This is a genomic window from Alkalimonas delamerensis (assembly GCF_030717955.1).
GTDB lineage: Bacteria > Pseudomonadota > Gammaproteobacteria > Enterobacterales > Alteromonadaceae > Alkalimonas > Alkalimonas delamerensis.
Window position 1 is genome coordinate 131387 of record NZ_JAUZVY010000007.1, and the last position, 20560, is coordinate 151946.

General features: G+C 54.4%; 18 protein-coding genes. 11 read left to right on the forward strand and 7 right to left on the reverse strand.

The window, feature by feature from the left end; translation table 11 throughout:
• Window positions 1-39 precede the first annotated feature (39 nt).
• Entirely contained in the window at window positions 40-1068 is a 1029-nt protein-coding gene (locus Q3O59_RS15090) for a Fic family protein (protein ID WP_305946371.1), read from the forward strand.
• A gap of 33 nt (window positions 1069-1101) precedes the next feature.
• Here Q3O59_RS15090 and Q3O59_RS15095 read toward each other — a convergent pair whose 3' ends face one another.
• Entirely contained in the window at window positions 1102-3438 is a 2337-nt protein-coding gene (locus Q3O59_RS15095) for a TonB-dependent receptor (RefSeq protein WP_305946372.1), read from the reverse strand.
• A gap of 259 nt (window positions 3439-3697) precedes the next feature.
• Here Q3O59_RS15095 and Q3O59_RS15100 point away from each other — a divergent pair, with 259 nt between their 5' ends.
• The 6 genes from Q3O59_RS15100 to Q3O59_RS15125 all read left to right on the forward strand — a co-directional run bounded on the left by Q3O59_RS15100 (window position 3698) and on the right by Q3O59_RS15125 (window position 8244).
• Window positions 3698-4951: a glycerophosphodiester phosphodiesterase family protein gene (locus tag Q3O59_RS15100; protein WP_305946373.1), complete on the forward strand. Its 1254-nt coding sequence runs from the start codon at window positions 3698-3700 to the stop codon at window positions 4949-4951.
• Window positions 4952-5098: 147 nt separating this feature from the next.
• Entirely contained in the window at window positions 5099-5896 is a 798-nt protein-coding gene (cysE, locus tag Q3O59_RS15105; protein WP_305946374.1) for a serine O-acetyltransferase, read from the forward strand.
• Window positions 5897-6070: 174 nt separating this feature from the next.
• Window positions 6071-6859, forward strand: a complete 789-nt coding sequence (locus tag Q3O59_RS15110; protein WP_305946375.1) for a hypothetical protein — start codon at window positions 6071-6073, stop codon at window positions 6857-6859.
• Between the two features lie 221 nt (window positions 6860-7080).
• A complete protein-coding gene (locus Q3O59_RS15115; protein WP_305946376.1) occupies window positions 7081-7320 on the forward strand; it encodes a type II toxin-antitoxin system ParD family antitoxin in 240 nt (79 codons plus the stop codon).
• Window positions 7321-7322: 2 nt separating this feature from the next.
• Window positions 7323-7616, forward strand: a complete 294-nt coding sequence (locus Q3O59_RS15120) for a type II toxin-antitoxin system RelE/ParE family toxin (protein WP_305946377.1) — start codon at window positions 7323-7325, stop codon at window positions 7614-7616.
• A gap of 157 nt (window positions 7617-7773) precedes the next feature.
• Window positions 7774-8244 (forward strand): Dps family protein, encoded by a 471-nt coding sequence (locus Q3O59_RS15125; protein WP_305946378.1) that lies wholly within the window; start codon window positions 7774-7776, stop codon window positions 8242-8244.
• A gap of 44 nt (window positions 8245-8288) precedes the next feature.
• On the opposite strand, the gene Q3O59_RS15130 is transcribed toward Q3O59_RS15125, so the two are convergent.
• The 3 genes from Q3O59_RS15130 to Q3O59_RS15140 form a co-directional block, all read right to left on the reverse strand.
• Window positions 8289-9392, reverse strand: coding sequence for an MBL fold metallo-hydrolase (locus Q3O59_RS15130; protein WP_369812398.1), 1104 nt, complete (start codon window positions 9390-9392; stop codon window positions 8289-8291).
• A 104-nt stretch (window positions 9393-9496) separates the two neighbouring features.
• Window positions 9497-10348 carry an S-formylglutathione hydrolase gene (fghA, locus tag Q3O59_RS15135; protein ID WP_305946379.1) on the reverse strand — a complete coding sequence of 284 codons (852 nt, stop codon included), beginning with the start codon at window positions 10346-10348 and terminating at the stop codon, window positions 9497-9499.
• 25 nt (window positions 10349-10373) lie between these two features.
• The gene (locus tag Q3O59_RS15140; protein ID WP_305946380.1) at window positions 10374-11492 is read right to left on the reverse strand and encodes an S-(hydroxymethyl)glutathione dehydrogenase/class III alcohol dehydrogenase; all 1119 of its coding nucleotides are present in this window, start codon (window positions 11490-11492) and stop codon (window positions 10374-10376) included.
• 127 nt (window positions 11493-11619) lie between these two features.
• On the opposite strand from Q3O59_RS15140, the gene Q3O59_RS15145 reads away from it, so the two are divergent.
• The gene (locus Q3O59_RS15145) at window positions 11620-12501 is read left to right on the forward strand and encodes a LysR family transcriptional regulator (RefSeq protein ID WP_305946381.1); all 882 of its coding nucleotides are present in this window, start codon (window positions 11620-11622) and stop codon (window positions 12499-12501) included.
• On the opposite strand, the gene Q3O59_RS15150 is transcribed toward Q3O59_RS15145, so the two are convergent.
• Entirely contained in the window at window positions 12498-14183 is a 1686-nt protein-coding gene (locus Q3O59_RS15150; protein ID WP_305946382.1) for a M28 family metallopeptidase, read from the reverse strand. The two genes, Q3O59_RS15145 and Q3O59_RS15150, sit on opposite strands and share 4 nt — an antisense overlap.
• Window positions 14184-14266: 83 nt before the next feature.
• A complete protein-coding gene (yrfG, locus tag Q3O59_RS15155) occupies window positions 14267-14947 on the reverse strand; it encodes a GMP/IMP nucleotidase (protein ID WP_305946383.1) in 681 nt (226 codons plus the stop codon).
• 94 nt (window positions 14948-15041) lie between these two features.
• Here yrfG and nudE point away from each other — a divergent pair, with 94 nt between their 5' ends.
• The 3 genes from nudE (at window position 15042) to pckA (ending at window position 18250) form a co-directional block, all read left to right on the forward strand.
• Window positions 15042-15629: an ADP compounds hydrolase NudE gene (gene nudE / locus Q3O59_RS15160; RefSeq protein ID WP_305946384.1), complete on the forward strand. Its 588-nt coding sequence runs from the start codon at window positions 15042-15044 to the stop codon at window positions 15627-15629.
• Complete coding sequence (gene cysQ / locus Q3O59_RS15165) at window positions 15607-16413, forward strand: 3'(2'),5'-bisphosphate nucleotidase CysQ (RefSeq protein ID WP_305946385.1); 807 nt, start codon at window positions 15607-15609, stop codon at window positions 16411-16413. The genes nudE and cysQ overlap by 23 nt, the downstream gene beginning before the upstream one ends.
• A gap of 238 nt (window positions 16414-16651) precedes the next feature.
• A complete protein-coding gene (gene pckA / locus Q3O59_RS15170) occupies window positions 16652-18250 on the forward strand; it encodes a phosphoenolpyruvate carboxykinase (ATP) (protein WP_305946386.1) in 1599 nt (532 codons plus the stop codon).
• A gap of 100 nt (window positions 18251-18350) precedes the next feature.
• Here the strand turns inward: pckA and Q3O59_RS15175 are convergent, their stop codons facing one another.
• A complete protein-coding gene (locus Q3O59_RS15175) occupies window positions 18351-20522 on the reverse strand; it encodes a M3 family metallopeptidase (RefSeq protein ID WP_305946387.1) in 2172 nt (723 codons plus the stop codon).
• Between the last annotated feature and the right edge of the window lie 38 nt (window positions 20523-20560).

The window sequence follows — 20560 nt, forward strand, 5'->3', positions numbered from 1 at the left end:
ACAATCCAGGTATGTCTTGAATTTAGCCAGAGTGGAGCAATGACGGCTCACTACCAGCCTCCTTTTCACATGAGTGCGGACATCGTCCAGTTGGTCGCTGATATTAGCGAGCAACTTGGCCGGATGGCCGCTATTGCTGAGGGGGCGGATCAGGGGCTACGCCTGCGGCGGCTGCATCGGATCCGCACCATTCAAGGTTCGTTAGCCATTGAAGGCAACACTTTAAGTGAGGCGCAAATCACCGCTATTTTGGATGGTAAGCGGGTGTTGGCGCCAGCGAAGGATATTCGTGAGGCTCGCAATGCCATTCAAGCATACGAGCAGTTTCCGACCTGGCAGCCGGCCAGTGAGCGCGACTTATTGCAAGCACACCGCACCTTGATGGCAGGGTTAATTGCTGATGCTGGCAGCTATCGCAGCGGCAATGTCGGTGTGATGAATGCTGATGTGGTGGTGCATATGGCACCTCCTGCGAGCCGGGTGCCGCCGTTGATGGCTGATTTGCTCACCTGGCTGGCTACGACGAAACAACACCCATTGATTGCCAGCTCAGTTTTTCATTATGAGTTCGAGTTTATCCACCCTTTCTCTGACGGCAATGGCCGCATGGGCCGCTTGTGGCAAACCTTGATTTTAAGCCAGTGGCAGCCATTACTGGCGCAACTACCGATAGAGAGCATGGTGCATGCATATCAGGATGATTATTACCAGGCGCTTAATCTTAGTAACCAAAAATCAGAAGCTACGCCTTTTATTGAGTTTATGCTGAGTGTCATAGCGCAAACTATCCGTACTGAAGCAGAAGAGATGACCCCGCAAGCCACCCCGCAAGCTACCCCGCAAGTAGATGCTTTGCTCAAAGTGCTGGCAAACGCAACTAAGGCATTGAATCGACAAGAACTGCAGCAGTTATTAAACCTGAAAGATCGCGAGTCATTTCGCCAGCGCTATCTTCGACCGGCTTTGGCAGCTGGTCTGCTGGAAATGACCCGACCAGAGCAGCCCAATAGTCCCTTGCAGCAGTATCGTCTTAGCAAGCTAGGCCAGCAACAAGCGCGCAAGGGGTAACTTGTGCGCTTGTGCTTCGCTATAGCAGGACGATTAGAAGCTTAAACTAACGGTAAAGCTGGCGGTACGGCCGGCCCCAATCAGATAAGCGCCTTCACTGCCACCGGTGATGTAGCTTTTGTCGGTCAGGTTGTTCAGCACAAAAGCCAGATCAACGCTTTGGAACAAGCCGTTGTTACCAAGCGACTGCTCGTAACCGAGGTAAGCATTGTAAATGGTGTGGCCGGAAATGCGGTCGCGGTTCCAAACCTCGCTGCCATCGCTGGCGAAGCTGTGTTTGGCGGCGCCATAGTAGCTGCCGGTGTACTTGCCGCTGAAGCCTGCCCGGTAGTTGCCATCGTGGTAGTTCAGTGCCAGCGACAGCATCTGCTCAGGAATACCGGCAATCTTGTCGCCTTTGCGGTAATCCTGCACCAGCACCGGTTCACCGGCCGGATTCATTTTGCTGGTCAGCACATCTTCCGAGTACTCGGCGGTGTTTAATGTCAGTGAGCTGGTCAGGCTCAGGTTCTGACTTAAACGCCAGCTCAGGCTGCTTTCCAGGCCACGGGCACGGACACCGCCGACGTTGTCAAAATTACCATCCCCGGCTGCCAGGTAGTTCGGAGTGCCATCCTCTGCAGTGGCGTAGCGCAGCAACACCACCCGATCATTAAAGCGGACGTTGTACAGGGCAGTAGAGAGGCTGATGCGATCGCCAAAGTAACGCAGACCCAGATCCATATTGGTCGCGGTTTCCGGGCGCAAGTCGCCAAGGTCTTCGGCTTGCTGGCTTTCCAGAATGCTGTCGGCAATGGCTTTAAAGTTTTCGGAGTAGCCGGCGAATACTTCCAGCCGATCCGTCAGGCCATAGACCAGACCAGCACTTGGCAGCCAGGACGAGTTGCTGCTGATGCTGTCTTTGCCCAGGCCATTCAGGTTGTCGGTACGACTGATGTCCACCAAGTATTTTTGCAGGCCCACTGTTAGCTGTAAATCGCCAAATGTCATGTGATCCTGCAGGTAAAACTTGGCAACTTTGTGGCGGTAATCGTCATCAAAATGCACCCAGTATGGGCGTTCATCGAAGTGGTGGTAGACTTGCGGATCAATCACTTCGTGCCAGTCGCGGGTCTGATTGCGTTGCTGCGACTCCAGCCAGAGTCCACTGCGCAGACGGTGAGTGCCGAGCTCCCAACTTAGATTGGCAGTTGCGCCATAACGGGTTTTGTCGTAATGGGTATGGCGGTAGGATGAGACCCGCTTTGCCCCCGGCTGGTCGTTGTTGCCATCCAGGATCGGATTGCCGGCACTGTCGACATGGGTGTAGGTGGTGCGGCTGGCGCCGCTGCCGCGTGCGATGCGATTGCCATCGGCATCGGCAGCAAACACCTGATAAGGCGGCAGCCAGTCGCCACGGCCGTTTTGCAGGTGCAGATAAGGCGTAATATCCAGCTCCAGTGCATCGGTTAAATAAAACTCACCTTTGACATAAAACAGCGTATTTTCGCGCAGTGTCGACCAGGCTTCAGCAAAGTTTTGGTCGATATCCGGATCGCCGGTCCAGACATTGGTCAGGCCATCCCAGCGTGGGGTTTGTCTGAAGTGCGCCAGCGACACCGGCTGGTAATTGTCTTCGTGGGCATCGTTGTAAGACAAACGCGCAGTAAAGCGGCTATCGGCCAGCTCCGTGACACTTTTAAATTCGACATGCAGCCGGTCGGCATGGCCGTTGCTGCCGGTTAGCATCCAGCGGTTGTTGAAGCTGTCGGACACGCTGAAATAAGCGCTGGTGTGGCCAAACAGCTCGCCGGTATCAAAACGGGCAAAGTAACGACGCGCGTTGTGGCTGCCGGTGGTGTAAGCGAAGCGGGCGCCGCGATCAAGCTCCGGGTTGTCGGAGACAAAGTTGATGGTGCCACCCAATGCATCCAGTGAGGCGGAGGCAATATCAGCACTGCCTTGGCCTACCTCGACAAAGCGGGTATTTTCAATATCAAGGAAGCGGTTGGCCTTGCTGCCGCCGGCATAGGCCGAGCCGCCATTCGGGATGCCATCGATGGTGATGCCCAGCTGTTGATCGGCGCGGTCAATCACAAAGCCCCGCATGCTGATGGTGGTGGTGTAATCATCGCTGCCGAAAGCGTCGCCCTGGCCGATGTTAATACCGGGTAGGTGATCAATCATATCCATCACATTGCCGATGGGGGCTTGTTGCAGTTTCATGCTGTCATCGGTGCTGTTGTTGGCATAGCTGACCCGCTTGCCGAGTACCGAAATCACTTCGACGTTCTCAGCCTGTTCGGCTTGGTCCAGTTCACCGGCATAGACACCGGTGGACAGGGCGGCAATGATTGCCAGACTCAAATGGTTGCTTTTAAAAGACTGCACAGGGCTCTCCGTCTGATCAAAAATGTTGTGGTATGTTATGGTTGTTTTGTGGTCGGATCAGATCCCGACGGCGGGCAAGTATGGCGGCAAAAAATGACGATTTTGTGAATTTAAACCAGAAACTTTACTTTAGATTATCTTAATTTGTTATAGAGTAACACTTGTCATTTTGCTGTCATGTTTTGCCGGCAAACTGCGCGCTTTGTTGTCGCAAGCCGGCTGGCTTATCCTTTTTTACGCCTGAAAGAGAGTGACTCAAATGAGCAAAGTTTTGCTGTGTGTGCTGGGGCTATCGCTACTTGGACTGGTTGGTTGCCAGCAAGTGAGTGAGCCTGTGTCGGTAGAAGTAGGTTCTGGCCCGCAGACCGTGGAGCTTGGACCCAGGCCAGCATTCTTAGTGGCGAAATTGCCGGAAGGGGCACTAAAAGAGCAGCTCAGTGCCTGTGAAGGGCCTTTTTCGCCACAGGACTTTTCCATTGGTCACCGCGGTGCCCCCTTAATGTTCCCGGAGCATACTGAAGCCTCTTTTCGGGCTGCCGCCTTGATGGGCGCCGGTATTTTAGAATGCGACGTGACCTTTACCCGTGATCGCCAGCTGGTCTGCCGCCATGCTCAGTGCGACCTGCACCAGACCACCGACATTTTACTGCGTCCGGAGCTGGCAGCCCGTTGCAGTGAGCCTTTTACGCCGGCCGACCCAGTCTCGGGCCAGCCGGCCAGTGCCCGCTGCTGCACCAGCGACATCGATCTGGCAGAGTATTTAACCCTGTGTGGCAAAATGGATGGGGTCAACCCCGCTGCGAGCACGGTACAGCAGTATCTGCGAGGCACTGCGGACTGGCGCACCGATCTTTACGCTGGCTCCTGCCCGGCGGTGCTGTCGCACCAGCAAAGCATTGAACTGTTTCAGCAACTGGGCCGCAAAATGACACCGGAACTCAAAGCCGCTGAAGTGCCGATGCCGTTTCAGGGGCACTTCAGCCAGCAGCAGTATGCTCAGCAGCTGGTGGATGAGTACAAAGCCGCCGGGGTGCCACCGGAGCAGGTATTTTTGCAGTCGTTCGACTGGCAGGACATTGTCTATTGGCTGAAGGCAGAGCCGGAGTTCGCCAAACAAGCGGTCTGGCTGGATGGACGTTATGAAGACCCCGCCTTTGATCCGATGCAGCCTGACAGCTGGCAACCCGGTATGGCAGAGCTCAAAGCAGCTGGCTTGAACATTATTGCTCCGCCGCTGTGGGTGCTTGTGCATAACGAAGACGGGCAGATTCGGCCCTCGGCCTATGCCAAAGCAGCGCGCGCTGCCGGATTGGAGATCATCAGCTGGACGCTGGAGCGCTCCGGCCGGCTGGATGATGGCGGCGGTTGGTACTATCAGAGCATTGCTGATCTCACCACCGATGACAGCGTCGCCTTGCAGCTGCTGCATGTGTTGGCGCAGGAGGTCGGTGTCATCGGCGTGTTCTCCGATTGGCCGGCTACCACCACCTTGTATGCCAATTGCATGCTGTAGGGCTGTAGATAGCAGAGATAAATAGATGTCTGGATGTCTTTTTTGTCGCTGAACCATTGCCAGTTTGGTCCGGATCCGTTATCGTATCAGCCCTGAAAACCACTGCCAGTCTGTGTTGGTGGTGGGGCAACACCAAGAGGCAAGCGTATGCGGCATGAGATCTGGCAACAGTTAAAACAGGAAGCCTTCGAGCTGGTGACCAAAGAGCCCCTGCTCGCCAGCCATGTCTATTCCAGTGTGCTGAACCATGATTGTCTGGGTTCGGCCCTTAGCTTTATCGTCGCCAACAAGTTGTCCGATGCGGTGGTCTCTGCCTTTACCATTCGTGAGCTGTTTGATCAGGCCTTTGTCAATTGCGACGAGATGCTGACCCATGTTGCCCATGACATCAAAGCGGTGCTGGATCGCGATCCGGCAGCCGATACCTACCTTAATGTGTTGCTGCACTTAAAAGGCTTCCACGCCATTCAAACCCATCGTTTGGCGCATTGCCTGTGGCGGCAAAACCGCAAGGAGCTGGCGCGTTTTCTGCAAAGTCGCTGCTCGGAAGTGTTTGGCGTCGACATCCACCCGGCCTGCCGCATCGGCCATGGCCTGATGTTCGACCATGCCACTGGCATTGTGGTCGGTGAGACGGCCGAAATTGGCAACAATGTGTCGATTCTGCAGGGCGTCACCTTAGGTGGAACCGGCAATCAGCAAGGTGATCGTCACCCAAAAATCCGTCCTGGCGTGATGATAGGAGCGGGTGCCAAGATCCTGGGTAATATTGTTATTGGCGAAGATGCCCGCATTGGTGCCGGCTCGGTGGTGCTGGATCCGGTTCCAGCGAATACCACTGCGGTCGGGGTGCCTGCTAAAATCATTGGCAGCAGCTGTGAGTGCCCTGCTGAGTCGATGGATCAAAATTTTTTACAAAGTACTGCAGTTTCGGATCAAAACTGATACGCCATTACTAACGAAGTCATCGTCTGGACAAAACGTCTATTCAACAAGGCTAATTGAACGTGAGGGCAGCGCCCATGGTCTTGCTTTCATCATTCATCATTCGTTCAGCTTTCTTTGTATAACCTCCTGAATCAATAATTAATTTACTCTCAATTTACTCATGGATGTTGTATGAAGATATTAGTAGCCAGTTTTTCTTTTTTTTGTTGTGCAGCTGTATTGGCAGAACCTTTTTCATCGGAGATAAGCCTCGACCGTTTCGATACCAATTACGACAGCTTTACCAGTCATACCCTTGGCTACCGTTATTTTATCCCGGGTCAGGAACGTTCACAGGCCTTACCGTATGTGGCTTACACGACCTTTGCAGGGCGCAGCTCAGTATCCGCACAGTACATGATGGCGGATTTTTCCTGGCGAGCATTCGGTTTGGATTATTCAGAGCGCTATAAAGCCTGGCAATTGGGCGGGATCTATCAATCCAGTGAGCACAGCCTCTATGCCTCGTTGCAGCACAGCCAGATGATTTCCTGGTCGGGAAACCGAACCCAGGGCCAGTTGGGATATTTTCTGCAGGATAATTGGCTGGTGACGGTCGATGTCGAGCACGAAAAGTTTTCTGGGGACAAAAGCTACTGGCACACCGGCATTAGCACTGAGAAGCTCTGGGCTTTGCAAAATGGTCATTTTATCGGTTTTGATTTTGGCTACCTAAGAGCCAGAGGGCCGCGCCGTGATGGCTGGGATCTGGCCGCAGACTATTACATGGGGCAGCCGTTATCATTTGGCGTTTTTGTTACCCGTGACCGTGATAGCCACTATTTGGTCAGCACCAATCGGCTGGGCGTTCGTTCACAATGGTTTATCACTCCCAACGTTCAGCTGCGTGGCAGTCTGTCACTGGAAGATAAGTCGGATTCAGAGTACAGCTGGGATCTTGGCGTCAGCTGGCGTTTTTAAGGCGGTTATTGTAATTCACCGCTTCTAATAAAAGTGCATCTGACAGCATAAAAGCAGAAGATGCTGCAGTTGGAGTTTATCTGGTTGCAGCCTTATTGCTGGTTGTCCCTTCCATCTTGGTGCCAAGTGTCTCGCAATAGACATTGATACTGCTTAGAGCTGCATTTTTTGGCAAACTTTGCCATAATAAGTGCAACGAGTTTCAGCACTGGATGAAGCAGATGGCTACCATGAATGTTTCCTTACCAGATCAAATGAAAGACTGGGTTGAGCAGCAATCTGCTGCTGGTCGTTACAGCAATGCCAGCGATTATGTGCGCGATTTGATTCGCCGTGATCAACAGCAGGCGGCCAAAATAGCGCATATGCAGCGCCTGGTGGATGAAGGAATTGCCAGCGGCCCGGGCCAGCACTCTATGGCAGAGATTGAGCAAGCAGCACTGGCAAAGTTGGCGGAGTAAGCATGCCCTATCGGCTGAGTCAGCAGGCTGAGCAGGATCTGGTAAATATCTTTTTGTATGGCGCTCAACACTTTGGTGTTGCAGCGGCTCGCCGCTACCATCAACAGTTCAGTCGCACTTTCGAGTTTTTAGCGGCGCACCCCAAAGCTGCCCCCCTTCGGCAAGAGATTAACCCGCCGGTTCATATACACCCCATTGGCCAGCATCTGGTCATTTATCAGCAGATGGCAGATCACAGCATTTTTATTATCCGCATTCGGCATGGCCATGAGGACTGGCTAAATCAGGAGTTCTGAGTTGTTGTATCAGCCGTCGTTTTTAGGCAGCTGCTCGCGGAAGTTCTGATCTGTGTCATAGCCTAAGTACTTTCGAAATGCTAGGCTTATCAACAAGCCAATGCCATGACAGCGTAAAGCTGGTATGGCACATTCCCCCAATCTGAAGGAGTGCCCCATGACACAAATGGATATCGGTATTACCAAGGCCGATCGTGAAACCATAGCCGAAAGTCTGAAACACCTGCTGGCGGATACCTACACGCTTTATTTGCAAACCCACAACTTCCACTGGAATGTCACAGGCCCACAGTTTCGTGAACTGCACCTGATGTTTGAAGAGCACTACACCGAGCTGGCGGTAGCGGTCGATGATATCGCCGAGCGTATTCGTACGCTGGATGTCGCTGCGCCCGGGACTTACAAAGAGTTTGTCCGTTTAAGCAACATCAAAGAAGTGGATGGCGTGCCTGCCGCCAAAGAGATGGTCGATTTGCTGACACAGGGTCATGAGACCATCGTACGCACCTGCCGCGAGGTGCTCAAGCATGCTCAAGCCGGTGATGATGAGTCGACAGCAGCGCTGGCCTCCGATCGGATGCGGGTGCATGAAAAAACCGCTTGGATGCTGCGGGTATTGAATAAGTAAGACTCAGTACAACAATAGCCCGGCGCATTATGCCGGGCTTGTTGTTAAAGACTCACCGATTCCCCTTCATTAAGAATATGCAGTGGCACGGTGCTTTGCATCTGCTGCTGCATATGCAGCAAGCGCAGCAGTGGCGAGTGCGAGCTGTGATCGCCCATCTGCCAGCTGGCATTGCCATAGCCCCAAGGGATCATCACCTTGCAGCCCAGCTCTTCGGCAGCCACCAGCGCATCTTCTGGGGTGGTGTGGACATAGCGGTACCAGGCACTGTGCTCGTCATGATGGTAAGACGCCACCGGCAGCAAGCAAATATCGATATCGCCGTACCTTTGTTGAATATCGCGAAAATGCGGTGAATAGCCGGTATCACCGGCGAAAAACAAGGTATTTTCCTGGTGCTCTATCAGCCAGCCGCCCCATTTGGCACGGTTGTCATCGTTGAACAGTTTGCGACTGTTAAAATGATGCGCCGGAACCAGATGCACCGTTAGTTCACCCAGTTCACTGCTGCTGTACCAGGCTTTTTCCAGTACCTGATAACCGCCTTTGGGCATGTAATCAGCCATGCCGATTGGCACATAGTAGCGTGCCTCGGTGCCAATCTGACGAATGGTGGCATGGCTGAAGTGATCGTAATGCAGGTGTGAGTAAAGCACCGCATCGCTGGCTGCCAGCTGCTCGCTGGGTAAACCTGCAGGCAAGGGACGGCGCAGGCCAATCAGGTGCGCCGCCCAATTGACTGGCCGGTCAAACTGGCCCATCACAGGATCAAACAACAGCTGCTGGCCATCTGGCGTTTTGATTAAGAAACTGGCATGGCCGACCCAATGCACCAGAAAGCCGCTGTTAAGTTCTGGTGCGCTTTGCTCACCAATAAACTGGCAATCCTGGCCATGGCTCTTGCAGGCCACCGTCGGGTGAGCGGGGTAACAGTCACCCTCGCAAGTGATCGGGTAGTCCTGCTGACCACGATACAGATTGCGGTACATGCCCTGGTGCTTGCCATCCGGGACCTGCTCGATCACTCCTTGTTCGGTGATCAGTTGTTGCACGCTATTGGGAGTACTGCAGGCCTGCAGCAGAAAAATGCTGGCCAGTACGGCAACAGTTGAAGTGAACGCCAGCTTCATCCAAATTCCTTTTTTCATGGTTTGCTCAAAGGGTCATTTTGCTTCCTATCCGATAGTACGTGAGCAAAGGGTGGTAATAAAGGCGATCAACTTTGGTTTTATGTAACAAGCTATTTGTTGCCTCAGGATTGAGGCAACAAATAAAGGCCATGAAAACGCAGGTGGTCTTCAATAAAGCTGGCGATAAAGTAGTAGCTGTGATCGTAGCCTGGCTGAATACGCAGTTCGAGCTCGGAGCCGCTGCTTTGGCTTGCTGTTTGCAGCGCTTCGGGCTTGAGCTGCTTGGCCAGGAAGGGATCGGCATCGCCCTGATCAACCAGAATGGGCAGTGTCGCTTGCTTCTCTGCCAGCAGGACCGAAGCATCGTAGTTTTGCCAGAGGCTTTCATCCTTGCCAAGATAACCCGTCAGCGCCTTTTGGCCCCAGGGGCAGTTGATGGGGTTGCTGATGGGTGCAAAAGCCGAGACCGAGCAATACCGGCCGCTTTCCCGCAGTGCGATTACCAAAGCACCATGCCCACCCATCGAGTGACCGGAAATGGAGCGCTTGGGACTCAGTGGCAATTCGGCCTCAACCAGCGCCGGCAGCTCTTTGGCGATGTAATCGTACATCTGGTAGTGGCTGGCAAAAGGCGCTTCGGTGGCATTGACGTAAAAGCCAGCACCCAGGCCAAAATCATAAGCTCCTTCCGGATCATCCGGTACCTGTTCGCCACGGGGGCTGGTATCCGGGATCACCAGAGCAATGCCAAGCTCAGCGGCAACCCGCTGAGCGCCGGCTTTGGCGGAGAAGTTTTCATCGGTGCAGGTGAGCCCGGATAGCCAGTACAGCGCTGGGACATCCTGTTGCCCGGCCTGTGGTGGCAAATAGACGGAAAACTGCATCCGGCAATTCAGCACTTTGGAGTCGTGGGCAAAGCGCATCTGGTGGCCGCCAAACAGCCGCTGATCGCTGATTTTTTCTAAGGCTTGCATAGTAGCTCCCTTAAAGAGTGGCTCCCTAAAAATGGATCACGGTGCGAATCGACTTGCCTTCATGCATCAAATCAAAGGCTTCGTTGATCCGCTCCAGTGGCAGCGTATGGGTGATAAAGGTATCCAGCTCGAACTCACCAGCCAGATAGCGCTCCACGTAATCCGGCAGTTCGGAGCGGCCTTTGACTCCGCCAAAGGCAGTGCCGCGCCAAACCCGGCCGGTCACTAGCTGGAAGGGGCGGGTAGAAATTTCCTGGCCAGCCCCGGCCACGCCAATAATCACCGACTCCCCCCAGCCTTTGTGACAGCACTCCAGCGCAGAGCGCATCACCTGCACATTGCCGATGCACTCAAAGGAGAAATCCACACCGCCATCGGTCATCTCCACGATCACCTCCTGAATCGGCTTGTCGTAATCCTTCGGGTTGACCACATCGGTCGCGCCCAGCTGTTTGGCAATGGCAAACTTGCTTTCATTAATGTCGATGGCAATGATGCGACCGGCTTTGGCCATCACAGCACCGATAATGGCCGACAGCCCAATGCCACCCAAACCAAACACCGCCACGGTATCGCCTGGCTGCACTTTGGCGGTATTCATTACGGCGCCCATGCCGGTGGTAACGCCACAGCCCAGCAGACAGACTTTTTCCAGCGGCGCTGTTTTGTTGATTTTAGCCAGCGAGATCTCTGGCAGTACGGTGTACTCGGAAAAGGTCGAGGTGCCCATGTAGTGGTAAATCGGCTTGCCATCTTTGGAGAAGCGGCTGGTGCCATCCGGCATCAGGCCCTGGCCCTGAGTGGCCCGAATGGCCTGGCATAAGTTGGTTTTGCCGGATAAGCAGAACTTGCATTTGCCACATTCCGGGGTGTAGAGCGGAATGACATGGTCACCCACCGCCACCGAGGTTACGCCTTCACCAACGGCTTCGACAATACCGCCACCTTCGTGACCCAAAATTGCCGGAAAGACGCCTTCGGGATCCTCGCCAGACAAGGTGTAGGCATCGGTATGGCAGACACCGGTGGCGACAATGCGTACCAGCACTTCACCTGCCTGGGGTGGCATCAAATCAACTTCTTCAATCGAAAGTGGCTGGCCTGGGCCCCAGGCCACCGCGGCGCGGGTTTTAATTGGTTGCATACTCTGTTCCTGTAATCATTGCTTTATTGTTGTGCTCTAAGTCTAGTGCATTGTAATTTTTTCTGATTGCAGGATAATCCGGTAGTTTATCAAATTAGTTTTGCATTTATGCAATAAATGGTGCTGTATGAATGATTGGCAGGGCATTAGTGAGTTTGTCGCTGTAGCGGAGCGGCATAGCTTTACCGCAGCAGCCAGGCAACTGGATTGCTCGGTCGCGCAAGTCAGCCGCAATGTAGCGGCGCTGGAGCAGCGGTTGGGGTTAAAGTTGCTGTTTCGTTCGACCCGCAGCGTCACCCTGACCAAAGAAGGCGAATTGTATTTGCAGCATTGCCGGCATCTGGTCAGTGGTTTGCAGGAAGCGAATCAGCTATTGGCCGATTTTAATCAGACCCCGCGGGGCCGGTTGCGCATTACTGCACCGGTGTATTATGGCGAGCATCGGATTGCGCCTTTGTTGCACCAGTTTTTACGGCAGTACCCGGAGCTGGAGCTGCAGTTGCAGCTGAGCAATGAGCGGCTGGATCTGATCCAGGGCAGTTTTGATTTGGCGATACGATTGGGGCAGCTGGAGGACTCCAGTCTGATGGCCCGGCGTTTAACTTCCCGTCAGTTGCACCTAGTGGCTGCACCCTCCTATCTTGCCGAGGCGGGAACGCCAAAAAGTCTGACCGAGCTGCAGCATCACTCCTGTTTGCCGGGGACTTTGGATCATTGGCGGTTTCAGGAAGCAGGCAAAGCGGTCAGCTTTCGGCCACGCGGACGAGTGCAGTGCAACAGTGGCCTGGCCTTGTTGGATGCTGCCATCTCTGGTCTTGGGCTGGTGCAGTTGCCGGATTATTACCTTGGCGCCGCGCTTGAGAACAAGCAGCTGATAGAAGTCTTGCCAGAGTTCAGGCCCAAATCCGAAGGGATATGGGCCTTGTATCCGCAAAACCGCCATTTGACGGCACGGGTGCAGCTGCTGATTGATTATCTGCATCAGCAGCTGGCGCTTGATGCGAGCTAGTTGGCCGCTTCCAGCACCGCTTGCTGCGTATGCGGCTGGCCAATCACATCATGGAAGTAACTTTCTTGCAGCCAGAAAGGCCGCTGTGGATCATTGGCTAAATCCAGCGCAATGTTAAAGTTAATCTGAGTGAAAATAGCGCCGAAATCGTAACGAATAGGCCCATATTCCCGGGTTAAATCGGCTATGGAGTCGGTGGGTTTATGGTAATGCTTGGCAAAGAAGCTGCCCCAGATGGCGGCGGCGTCTTGCTCTGGATCTTGCGACTCAAAACCGGTCATCAAAAACACCGCCGGAATGCCCTGACGCACCAGAGTGTAGTGATCGGAACGGGTGAAAATGGCTTGCTCCGGCATTGGATCCGGGCTTAAACGAATGCCTTCGCGGCCAGCAGCGCGCTCGACCACGGGGCCCAGTGAGGAATGATTGGCACCAAAGGCAATCAGGTCGGCAAACGGATACAGCAACACCGGCATGTCCATGTTGACGTTGGCAATCAGGTTCTCAATCGGTCGGGTCGGGTTGTGGGCATAGTAATCGGCGCCCAGCAGGCCTTTTTCTTCGGCGGTGACCACCAAAAACAAAATGGAACGCTTAGGCGGCTCGGCCAGTTCGGTGAACATGCGGGCGGTTTCCAATAAAATGGCAACGCCAGCGGCATTGTCCATCGCACCGTTGTTGATACGGTTGTCGCTGCGCACATCCTGGATCATGCCGATGTGGTCCGAGTGTGCCGTTAGCACCACGTACTCATGACGCAAGCTTGGGTCTGAGCCCGGCAGCACAGCCACCACATTGGGGCTGGTGATGTCTTCATGGGTCGACTGACGGCTCAAGGTGGCACTGATGTTCAGTGCAAAGCCTGCTGGCATGGCATTGGCATCCAGTTGCTCGAAGATGCTGCTAAGCGGTGTTTCAGCCTCAGCAAACAAGGCTTCCGCAGCTTCATGGTGGACATAGGCGCCACCACGCAGCTGGCGCTGCACGCCACCGGGTTCGCCATCACTATCCAGCCAGCGCATGCTGGGGGTGTTCAGGAACAAAATGCTGTTGGCATAAGGGCGCACCGCTTCACGTTGTGGCGTATGAATGGTGATTACCCCGACAGCGCCTTGCTCAGCAGCAAAACGATTGCGTTCGCGCCCTAGGTGAGCAGCTTCTTCGCTGGGCAGGTGATCTGGCAAGCCCGGCAGCATGACAGCGATTTTCCCTTGCAGATCCAGTCCCTGATAATCGTTGATGCCAAACTCTTCGGAAATCAGGCCATAACCGACAAAGACCAACGGAGCCGTGACGCTGGACTCAGTAGCCACCGGATCGGCGCCGCTGAAAAAAGCTTTCGGGTAGGCAAGCTCCTGATCGCCTTCAGCCGTATGCAACACCATGCGGGCACTATTCGGCACCAGCCGGCTGCTGCGCAGTGGTACCCGTTGAAAGAAAGTGCCGTTATCGCCGGCTGGTTCTAGGCCAAGCGCCTGCAATTGGGTGGCAATGTACAAAGCAGCAATTTCATGGCCCCGGCTGCCGGTATCGCGGCCTTCCAGCTCATCCGAAGCCAGAAACAGCATATGGCCCTCAATGGCGGCGGCATTGGCCTGAGGTTCAGGGGTGATGGTGTTGTTCAGGCTGCTGCAGCCGAGCAAAAGCACAGCGGCGCTGGCCGCAAAAACAAATAATTTCATACTAAGTCTCATCGTGGATTCCGCTCGCTTTATACGCACTTTTCGGCAGAACGGCCAGTTCGAATCGGTCAAACGTCAAGCAGTTACGCCTGATGGCGTGCGGTCGCGGCAATATCATTGAGCAGCAGATGGTAATCGCTGATGGCCGGGAACTGGTCAATCTGGCGCAGCTGCTGCTGACTGTCTGGATTGGCCACCGCCAGCAGGTGTCGAATGCCAAACTCCTGAGCCGCTTGCAAAATGGGCAGGCTGTCGTCGACGAACAAGGTCCGCTCCGGATCAAAGCCCAGCCGGTCCTGCAGCTTTTGCCACAGCGCCCAGCTTTCCTTGGTCACGCCAAACTCGTGGGTGGAGATCAGTTGCTCAATGTATTTGGCCAAATCGGTACGTTCAATCTTTAGCGACAAGCTGTCCGGGTGAGCATTGGTCACCAGCACAATATGACGGCCGCTGTCCTTTAACGCCGACAAAAAAGCCGGTACATCGTCGCGCATGCGGATTTTGTCCATCACTTCGCGCTTGAGCTCGGTGATGGGCAGTTGCAGCCGCTTGCCCCAGTAGTCCAGGCAATACCACTCCAGCTTGCCGGACAGTTTGGCGTACTCGGCCAACAGCTCAGCTTTGGCTTGCTCCGGGCTGCGGTCTGTTAGCTCGGCCCAGCGCTGTGGCAAATGTTCCAGCCAGAAATGATTGTCAAAGTGCAAATCCAGCAGGGTGCCATCCATATCCAGCAAGACGGTATCAATTTGATCCCAGTTCAGCATCGTTTTTTCCTGTTTTTCGTTTTATCATGGGGCAAAGCAGAGTGTTGCACAGGCAACAGCCGCCTGGCGGCGCTATTGTAGCAGAGGGAAGCGGATGGCTGAATCGAAGCAGACAAAACAACCACCAGAGATCCTTAATCAGGAAGTGGTGGCGCAAAGCCGCTTGTTCAAAGTCGAGCAATTGCAACTGCGTTTTAGCAACGGTGAAGAGCGCTTGTACGAGCGGATGCGCGGCAGTGGCCGTGGCGCTGTGATGGTCGTTGCAATGCCGGATGCAGAACACTTTTATCTGATTCGGGAGTACTGCGCCGGCACCCACGATTATCAGCTGGGCTTTCCCAAAGGCTTGATCGATCCGGGTGAAGATCCCTTGCAGGCGGCCAACCGTGAACTTAAGGAAGAGATTGGTTTTGGCGCCAAGCGTCTGATCCCACTGAAGTCGGTGGCACTGGCTCCGGGCTATTTTAATGCTACAATGCATATAGTGCTGGCGCTGGATTTGTACCCGGAGCAACTGACCGGTGATGAACCTGAGCCGCTGGAGTGCATGCGCTGGCCCCGGCACGCGTTGGATGAGTTGCTGCAACAAGCGGATTTTACCGAAGCCCGCAGCGTGGCGGCTTTGTTTCTGACCGATGCATACCTGGCAAGGAATCCCGATGTTCTTGAGTTCACTGCTTGAACCGATAAAAAACGCCGCCAAAGAAGCCGGTGATCGGCTTTGGCAGCTCTATCAAAGCGGGGATTACCAGCAAGCCACCAAAGACGATGAAAGTCCGGTCACCACTGCCGATCTGGCTGCCAACGACATCATTATGCAGCACCTGCAGACGCTGACCCCCGATATCCCCATTATTTCTGAAGAAGTGCAGCTGCTGCCACTGGCGCAGCGCCAACACTGGCCGCGCTACTGGCTGATTGACCCGATGGATGGCACTCAGGAATTTGTTGCCAGAAGCGGTGACTTTGCCGTCAGCATTGCTTTGGTCGAGCATGGCTGGCCGGCACTGGGGGTGATTTACTGGCCAAAAGAGCGGGTGCTGTATTACGCCACCCGGGGCCATGGTGCTTTTAAGCAACAGGGCTCTAAAATTCGCCGTATTCAGGTGCATCAGCATCAAGCCTCAGAACCTTTGCGGGTGGCGGTCAGTCGGCGCCAGGCACGCTCCCGCATCGAGCAATTGTTGCCAGCCGAGCAGCAGGTTGAGTACATTCCGCTTGGCAGCTGCTCGCTAAAAAGTTGCTTAGTGGCCGAGGGGGGAGCCGATTGCTATGTCCGCCTTGGCCCAACCGGTGAATGGGATACCGGTGCAGTCCATGTCATTGTGGAAGAAGCCGGCGGCAAAATCCTCGACAGCAGTTTTGCACCGCTCAGTTACAACCAGCGCGAAAGTCTGGCCAACCCAAATTTTGTGGTGATGGGGCAAGCGGCCTTGCCCTGGCCAGAATTGATACAGCCGCAGTAAACTTTCAAGCTGCCAAACAAAAAAATCCGCATAGCTATGCAGCAAAACCGCATAGGCCGCGGCCTGCCTTGGTTCTGGCCGATTTCCTTGCGATCAAAACCTATCTTTTCGGTGACAAAAACGGTATCATGCGCGGGTGTTTTTTAGGCAGCGGAGCTGCCGGCACCTTGAAAGATGAACGTTGAAGTCCGCCTAGAGACTGCACCCTACACCTACAGTACCCTTAGGAGCCTACATCATGTCCGATTTGGATTTGAGCCAATACGGCATCACCGATGTCACGGAAGTCGTATACAACCCGAGTTACGACCAGTTGTTTGCAGAAGAGACGCGTGCGGATCTCGAAGGTTATGAGCAGGGGAAAGTCACCACCCTTGGTGCCGTTGCCGTCGATACCGGTATCTTTACCGGCCGTTCGCCAAAAGATAAATACATTGTGCGTGATGATACCACCCGCGACACGCTGTGGTGGGCCGATCAGGGCAAAAACGACAACAAGCCGATTTCACCCGAGGTCTGGGCTGACTTGAAAGGTCTGGTCACCAGCCAATTATCGGGCAAGCGTTTGTTTGTGGTCGATACCTTCTGCGGTGCCAACCCGGATACCCGCTTATCGGTACGTTTTATCACCGAAGTGGCCTGGCAGGCGCATTTTGTCAAAAACATGTTTATTCGTCCAAGCGACGAGGAGCTGAAAAGCTACCAGCCTGATTTCGTGGTGATGAATGGTGCCAAATGCACCAACCCGAACTGGCAGCAGCATGGCCTGAATTCCGAGAACTTTATTGCCTTTAACCTGACCGAGCGTATCCAGCTGATTGGCGGCACCTGGTACGGCGGCGAGATGAAAAAGGGCATGTTCTCGCTGATGAACTACTACCTGCCACTGAAAGGCATTGCCTCGATGCACTGCTCTGCCAACGTCTGTGAAGATGGCAACGTGGCGGTGTTCTTTGGTCTGTCCGGCACCGGCAAAACCACCCTGTCAACCGATCCAAAGCGCAAGCTGATTGGCGATGACGAGCACGGCTGGGACGACGATGGTATCTTCAACTTTGAAGGCGGCTGCTACGCTAAAACCATCAACTTGTCGAAAGAAAACGAGCCGGATATCTACCAGGCCATCCGCCGTGACGCCTTGTTGGAAAACGTCACCGTACGTGATGATGGCAGTGTCGACTTTGACGATGGTTCCAAAACCGAGAACACCCGGGTGTCTTACCCGATTTACCACATCGACAACATCGTCAAGCCAGTCTCCAAAGCAGGCCATGCTAAAAAGGTGATCTTCCTGACCGCCGATGCCTTTGGTGTGCTGCCACCGGTGGCTAAGCTGACCAAAGAGCAAACCAAGTACCACTTCCTGTCGGGCTTTACTGCCAAACTGGCTGGTACCGAGCGTGGCATTACCGAGCCAACCCCAACTTTTTCCAGCTGTTTTGGCGCGGCCTTTTTAAGCCTGCACCCGACCAAGTACGCTGAAGTACTGGTGAAACGGATGGAAGCGGCCGGCGCTGAAGCCTACCTGGTCAATACCGGTTGGAACGGCACGGGCAAGCGCATTTCCATTAAAGCTACCCGCGCCATCATTGATGCCATCCTGGATGGCAGCATTGAAAACGCCGAGTTTATGCAGCTGCCGTACTTCAACCTGGCGGTACCCACGCATTTGCACGATGTGGAAGACGGCATTCTGGACCCACGCAATACCTACGCCAATGCGGCGGAGTGGGATGCCAAGGCAAAAGATCTGGCCCAGCGCTTTATCAACAACTTCGAAAAATTCACCGACAACGACGAAGGCAAAGCCCTGGTCGCAGCCGGCCCGCAGTTGTAAGGCTGTCAGCCAATAAAAACGCAGCCCGGAGGCTGCGTTTTTTTATGGTCTTTTTACTGAAAAAAACGGCGCCTGCAGGCGCCGTTTTGCTATTGGCGCATTAATCCAGCTGGGTTTTCAAACCACGGCGAATCAACAGCGCCTCGGTGGTTGGCTCCTGACCACGGAACTTGATGTAGGACTCCATCGGTGGCCGTGAGTTGCCCACTTCCAGAATGTGCTTGCGGTAGTGATCGCCGTTTTCACGGGTCAGACCGCCCTGGCTTTGCACATAGGCAAAGGCATCGGCTGCCAGAATTTCACTCCAGATGTAGGCATAGTAACTGGCGGCATAGCCACCGCCGATGGAGTGATTAAAGAAAGTGGACTTGTAACGCGGTGGTACCGCTGGCAAGTCTACACCGTACTTAGCCAAGGCGTAGGCTTCCAGTTCAGCCACATCCTGCAAAGGCGCGTCGGCGCCAAGCATGTGCCACTCCATGTCGATAAAGGAAGCCGCAATGTACTCCAGGGTATCGAAGCCTTGGTTAAAGCTACGCGACGTCATAACCCGCTCCAACAGCTCAGTTGGGATAGGCTCGCCGGTTTCATGGTGCTTGGCGTAGTTGGCCAGCACTTCAGGGTGAGCCGCCCAGTCCTCTTCAAAGGTGGAAGGGAACTCGACAAAATCACGCGAGACCGCGGTGCCCGCCAGGCTCGGGAAGTGAACATCCGAAAACATGCCATGAATGCCGTGGCCCAGTTCATGGAAGATGGTGGTGGTGTGATCGTAACTGATCAGAGTTGGCTCACCTTCCGGTGCTTTCGGAATGTTCATCACGTTGACCACCACTGGCTTGGTGCCAAGCAGGTGCGACTGAGTGACAAAAGAACTCATCCAGGCACCGCCGCGCTTGCCTTCACGCGCAAAGTAGTCGGCGTAGAAAATCGCCAGGCTGGTACCATCGTGATCAAACACCTCGTAGGCTTCGACATCCGGGTGGTAGACCGGCAGGTCTGGCCGTGGCTCGAAACGGATGCCGTAAAGACGATTCATGGTGTAGAACACACCGTCGTGCAGCACGCGGTTAAACTCGAAGTACTGTTTCACTTCGTTTTCATCCAGGTCGTATTTTTCCTGGCGCACCAGCTCGGCGTAGTACTCCCAGTCCCATGGCTGCACTTCGAAATCACCACCGTGACGACGGATCATTTCCTGAATGTCAGCTTGCTCCTGCTTGGTATTCGCCACCACGGCCGGCACCATGCTGGTCAGCATATCCAGCACATTTTGTGGGTTTTGCGCCATGGTGTTTTCCAGCATGTACTCGGCCCAGTTGGCATAACCCAGCAGCTCGGCGCGCTCAGCACGGATTTGTGCCAGACGCGAAACGATAGGCCGGACATCGTGATCCCCTTGAGTACCGCGGAATGCCGAAGCTTCCCAGATGCGCTGGCGCAGCTCACGGTTGTGCAGCGAGGTCAGAATAGGCTGACGGGTGGTGTTGGTGATGCTCAGCAGGAACTTGCCTTCATGGCCTGCTGCGGTGGCGGCATTGGCGGCGCTGCGGATTTGGCTGGCCGACAGACCGTCCAGCTCAGCTTCGCTCTCCACAACGACGGCGATTTCACGGGTGATTTGCAACTGCTTTTGCGAGAACTCGGTGGTCAGACGCGAATGCTCTTCGTTCAGGGCACGGATTTTTACCTGCTGCTCTTCGGTTAAAGTAGCGCCAGAGCGGACAAAACGATGGTAGTAGATATCGAGTAGACGGCTGGATTCGGCATCCAAGTCCAGCGAGTCACGCTGGTTGTAAATGGCTTCAATCCGAGCGAACAGGGCCGGGTTTAGATTGATGTTGTCGGAGTGAGCGGCAAATTTAGGAGACAGCTCGCGGGCAATTTCACGACGCTTTTCGTTGCTGTCGGTACCGGACAAATTGGAGAACACCCGTGATACCCGGGTCAGCAGTTCACCGCTACGCTCCATTGCGACGATGGTGTTGTCAAAAGTTGGCGCTTCGGGGTTGTTGGCAATGGCGTCAATTTCAGCCATGTGCTGTGCCATGCCTTTTTCGAAGGCAGGCAAAAAGTGCTCATCCTCAATCAAGCGAAAATCTGGCGCGCCGTATTGCAGGGCGAAAGGCTGGAAAAAAGGGTTGTCTTTGCTGATGTCCTGCATGGCTTCAACGGCAGTATCGGCCGCTAAGTCAGCAGGAGCAACTGGTTGCTCAGAGCAGGCGGTTAAGGCCAGTGCAACGCCAATGGCTGTCGCGATCAGGGTTTTGCGCATGGTTGTGTCTCCTTTGGGACGAGGCTATAGCAATCGTT

Excerpts from the sequence above, each read along its gene's own strand:
- Q3O59_RS15125 (WP_305946378.1), top strand. The coding sequence starts at position 7,774 with ATGACACAAATGGATATCGGTATTACCAAGGCCGATCGTGAAACCATA.
- Q3O59_RS15145 (WP_305946381.1), top strand. The coding sequence starts at position 11,620 with ATGAATGATTGGCAGGGCATTAGTGAGTTTGTCGCTGTAGCGGAGCGG.
- pckA (WP_305946386.1), top strand. The coding sequence starts at position 16,652 with ATGTCCGATTTGGATTTGAGCCAATACGGCATCACCGATGTCACGGAA.
- cysE (WP_305946374.1), top strand. The coding sequence starts at position 5,099 with ATGCGGCATGAGATCTGGCAACAGTTAAAACAGGAAGCCTTCGAGCTG.
- cysQ (WP_305946385.1), top strand. The coding sequence starts at position 15,607 with ATGTTCTTGAGTTCACTGCTTGAACCGATAAAAAACGCCGCCAAAGAA.
- Q3O59_RS15110 (WP_305946375.1), top strand. The coding sequence starts at position 6,071 with ATGAAGATATTAGTAGCCAGTTTTTCTTTTTTTTGTTGTGCAGCTGTA.
- Q3O59_RS15120 (WP_305946377.1), top strand. The coding sequence starts at position 7,323 with ATGCCCTATCGGCTGAGTCAGCAGGCTGAGCAGGATCTGGTAAATATC.
- yrfG (WP_305946383.1), bottom strand. The coding sequence starts at position 14,947 with ATGCTGAACTGGGATCAAATTGATACCGTCTTGCTGGATATGGATGGC.
- Q3O59_RS15100 (WP_305946373.1), top strand. The coding sequence starts at position 3,698 with ATGAGCAAAGTTTTGCTGTGTGTGCTGGGGCTATCGCTACTTGGACTG.
- Q3O59_RS15130 (WP_369812398.1), bottom strand. The coding sequence starts at position 9,392 with ATGAAAAAAGGAATTTGGATGAAGCTGGCGTTCACTTCAACTGTTGCC.
- Q3O59_RS15140 (WP_305946380.1), bottom strand. The coding sequence starts at position 11,492 with ATGCAACCAATTAAAACCCGCGCCGCGGTGGCCTGGGGCCCAGGCCAG.
- Q3O59_RS15090 (WP_305946371.1), top strand. The coding sequence starts at position 40 with ATGACGGCTCACTACCAGCCTCCTTTTCACATGAGTGCGGACATCGTC.
- fghA (WP_305946379.1), bottom strand. The coding sequence starts at position 10,348 with ATGCAAGCCTTAGAAAAAATCAGCGATCAGCGGCTGTTTGGCGGCCAC.
- Q3O59_RS15150 (WP_305946382.1), bottom strand. The coding sequence starts at position 14,183 with ATGAAATTATTTGTTTTTGCGGCCAGCGCCGCTGTGCTTTTGCTCGGC.
- Q3O59_RS15115 (WP_305946376.1), top strand. The coding sequence starts at position 7,081 with ATGGCTACCATGAATGTTTCCTTACCAGATCAAATGAAAGACTGGGTT.
- nudE (WP_305946384.1), top strand. The coding sequence starts at position 15,042 with ATGGCTGAATCGAAGCAGACAAAACAACCACCAGAGATCCTTAATCAG.
- Q3O59_RS15175 (WP_305946387.1), bottom strand. The coding sequence starts at position 20,522 with ATGCGCAAAACCCTGATCGCGACAGCCATTGGCGTTGCACTGGCCTTA.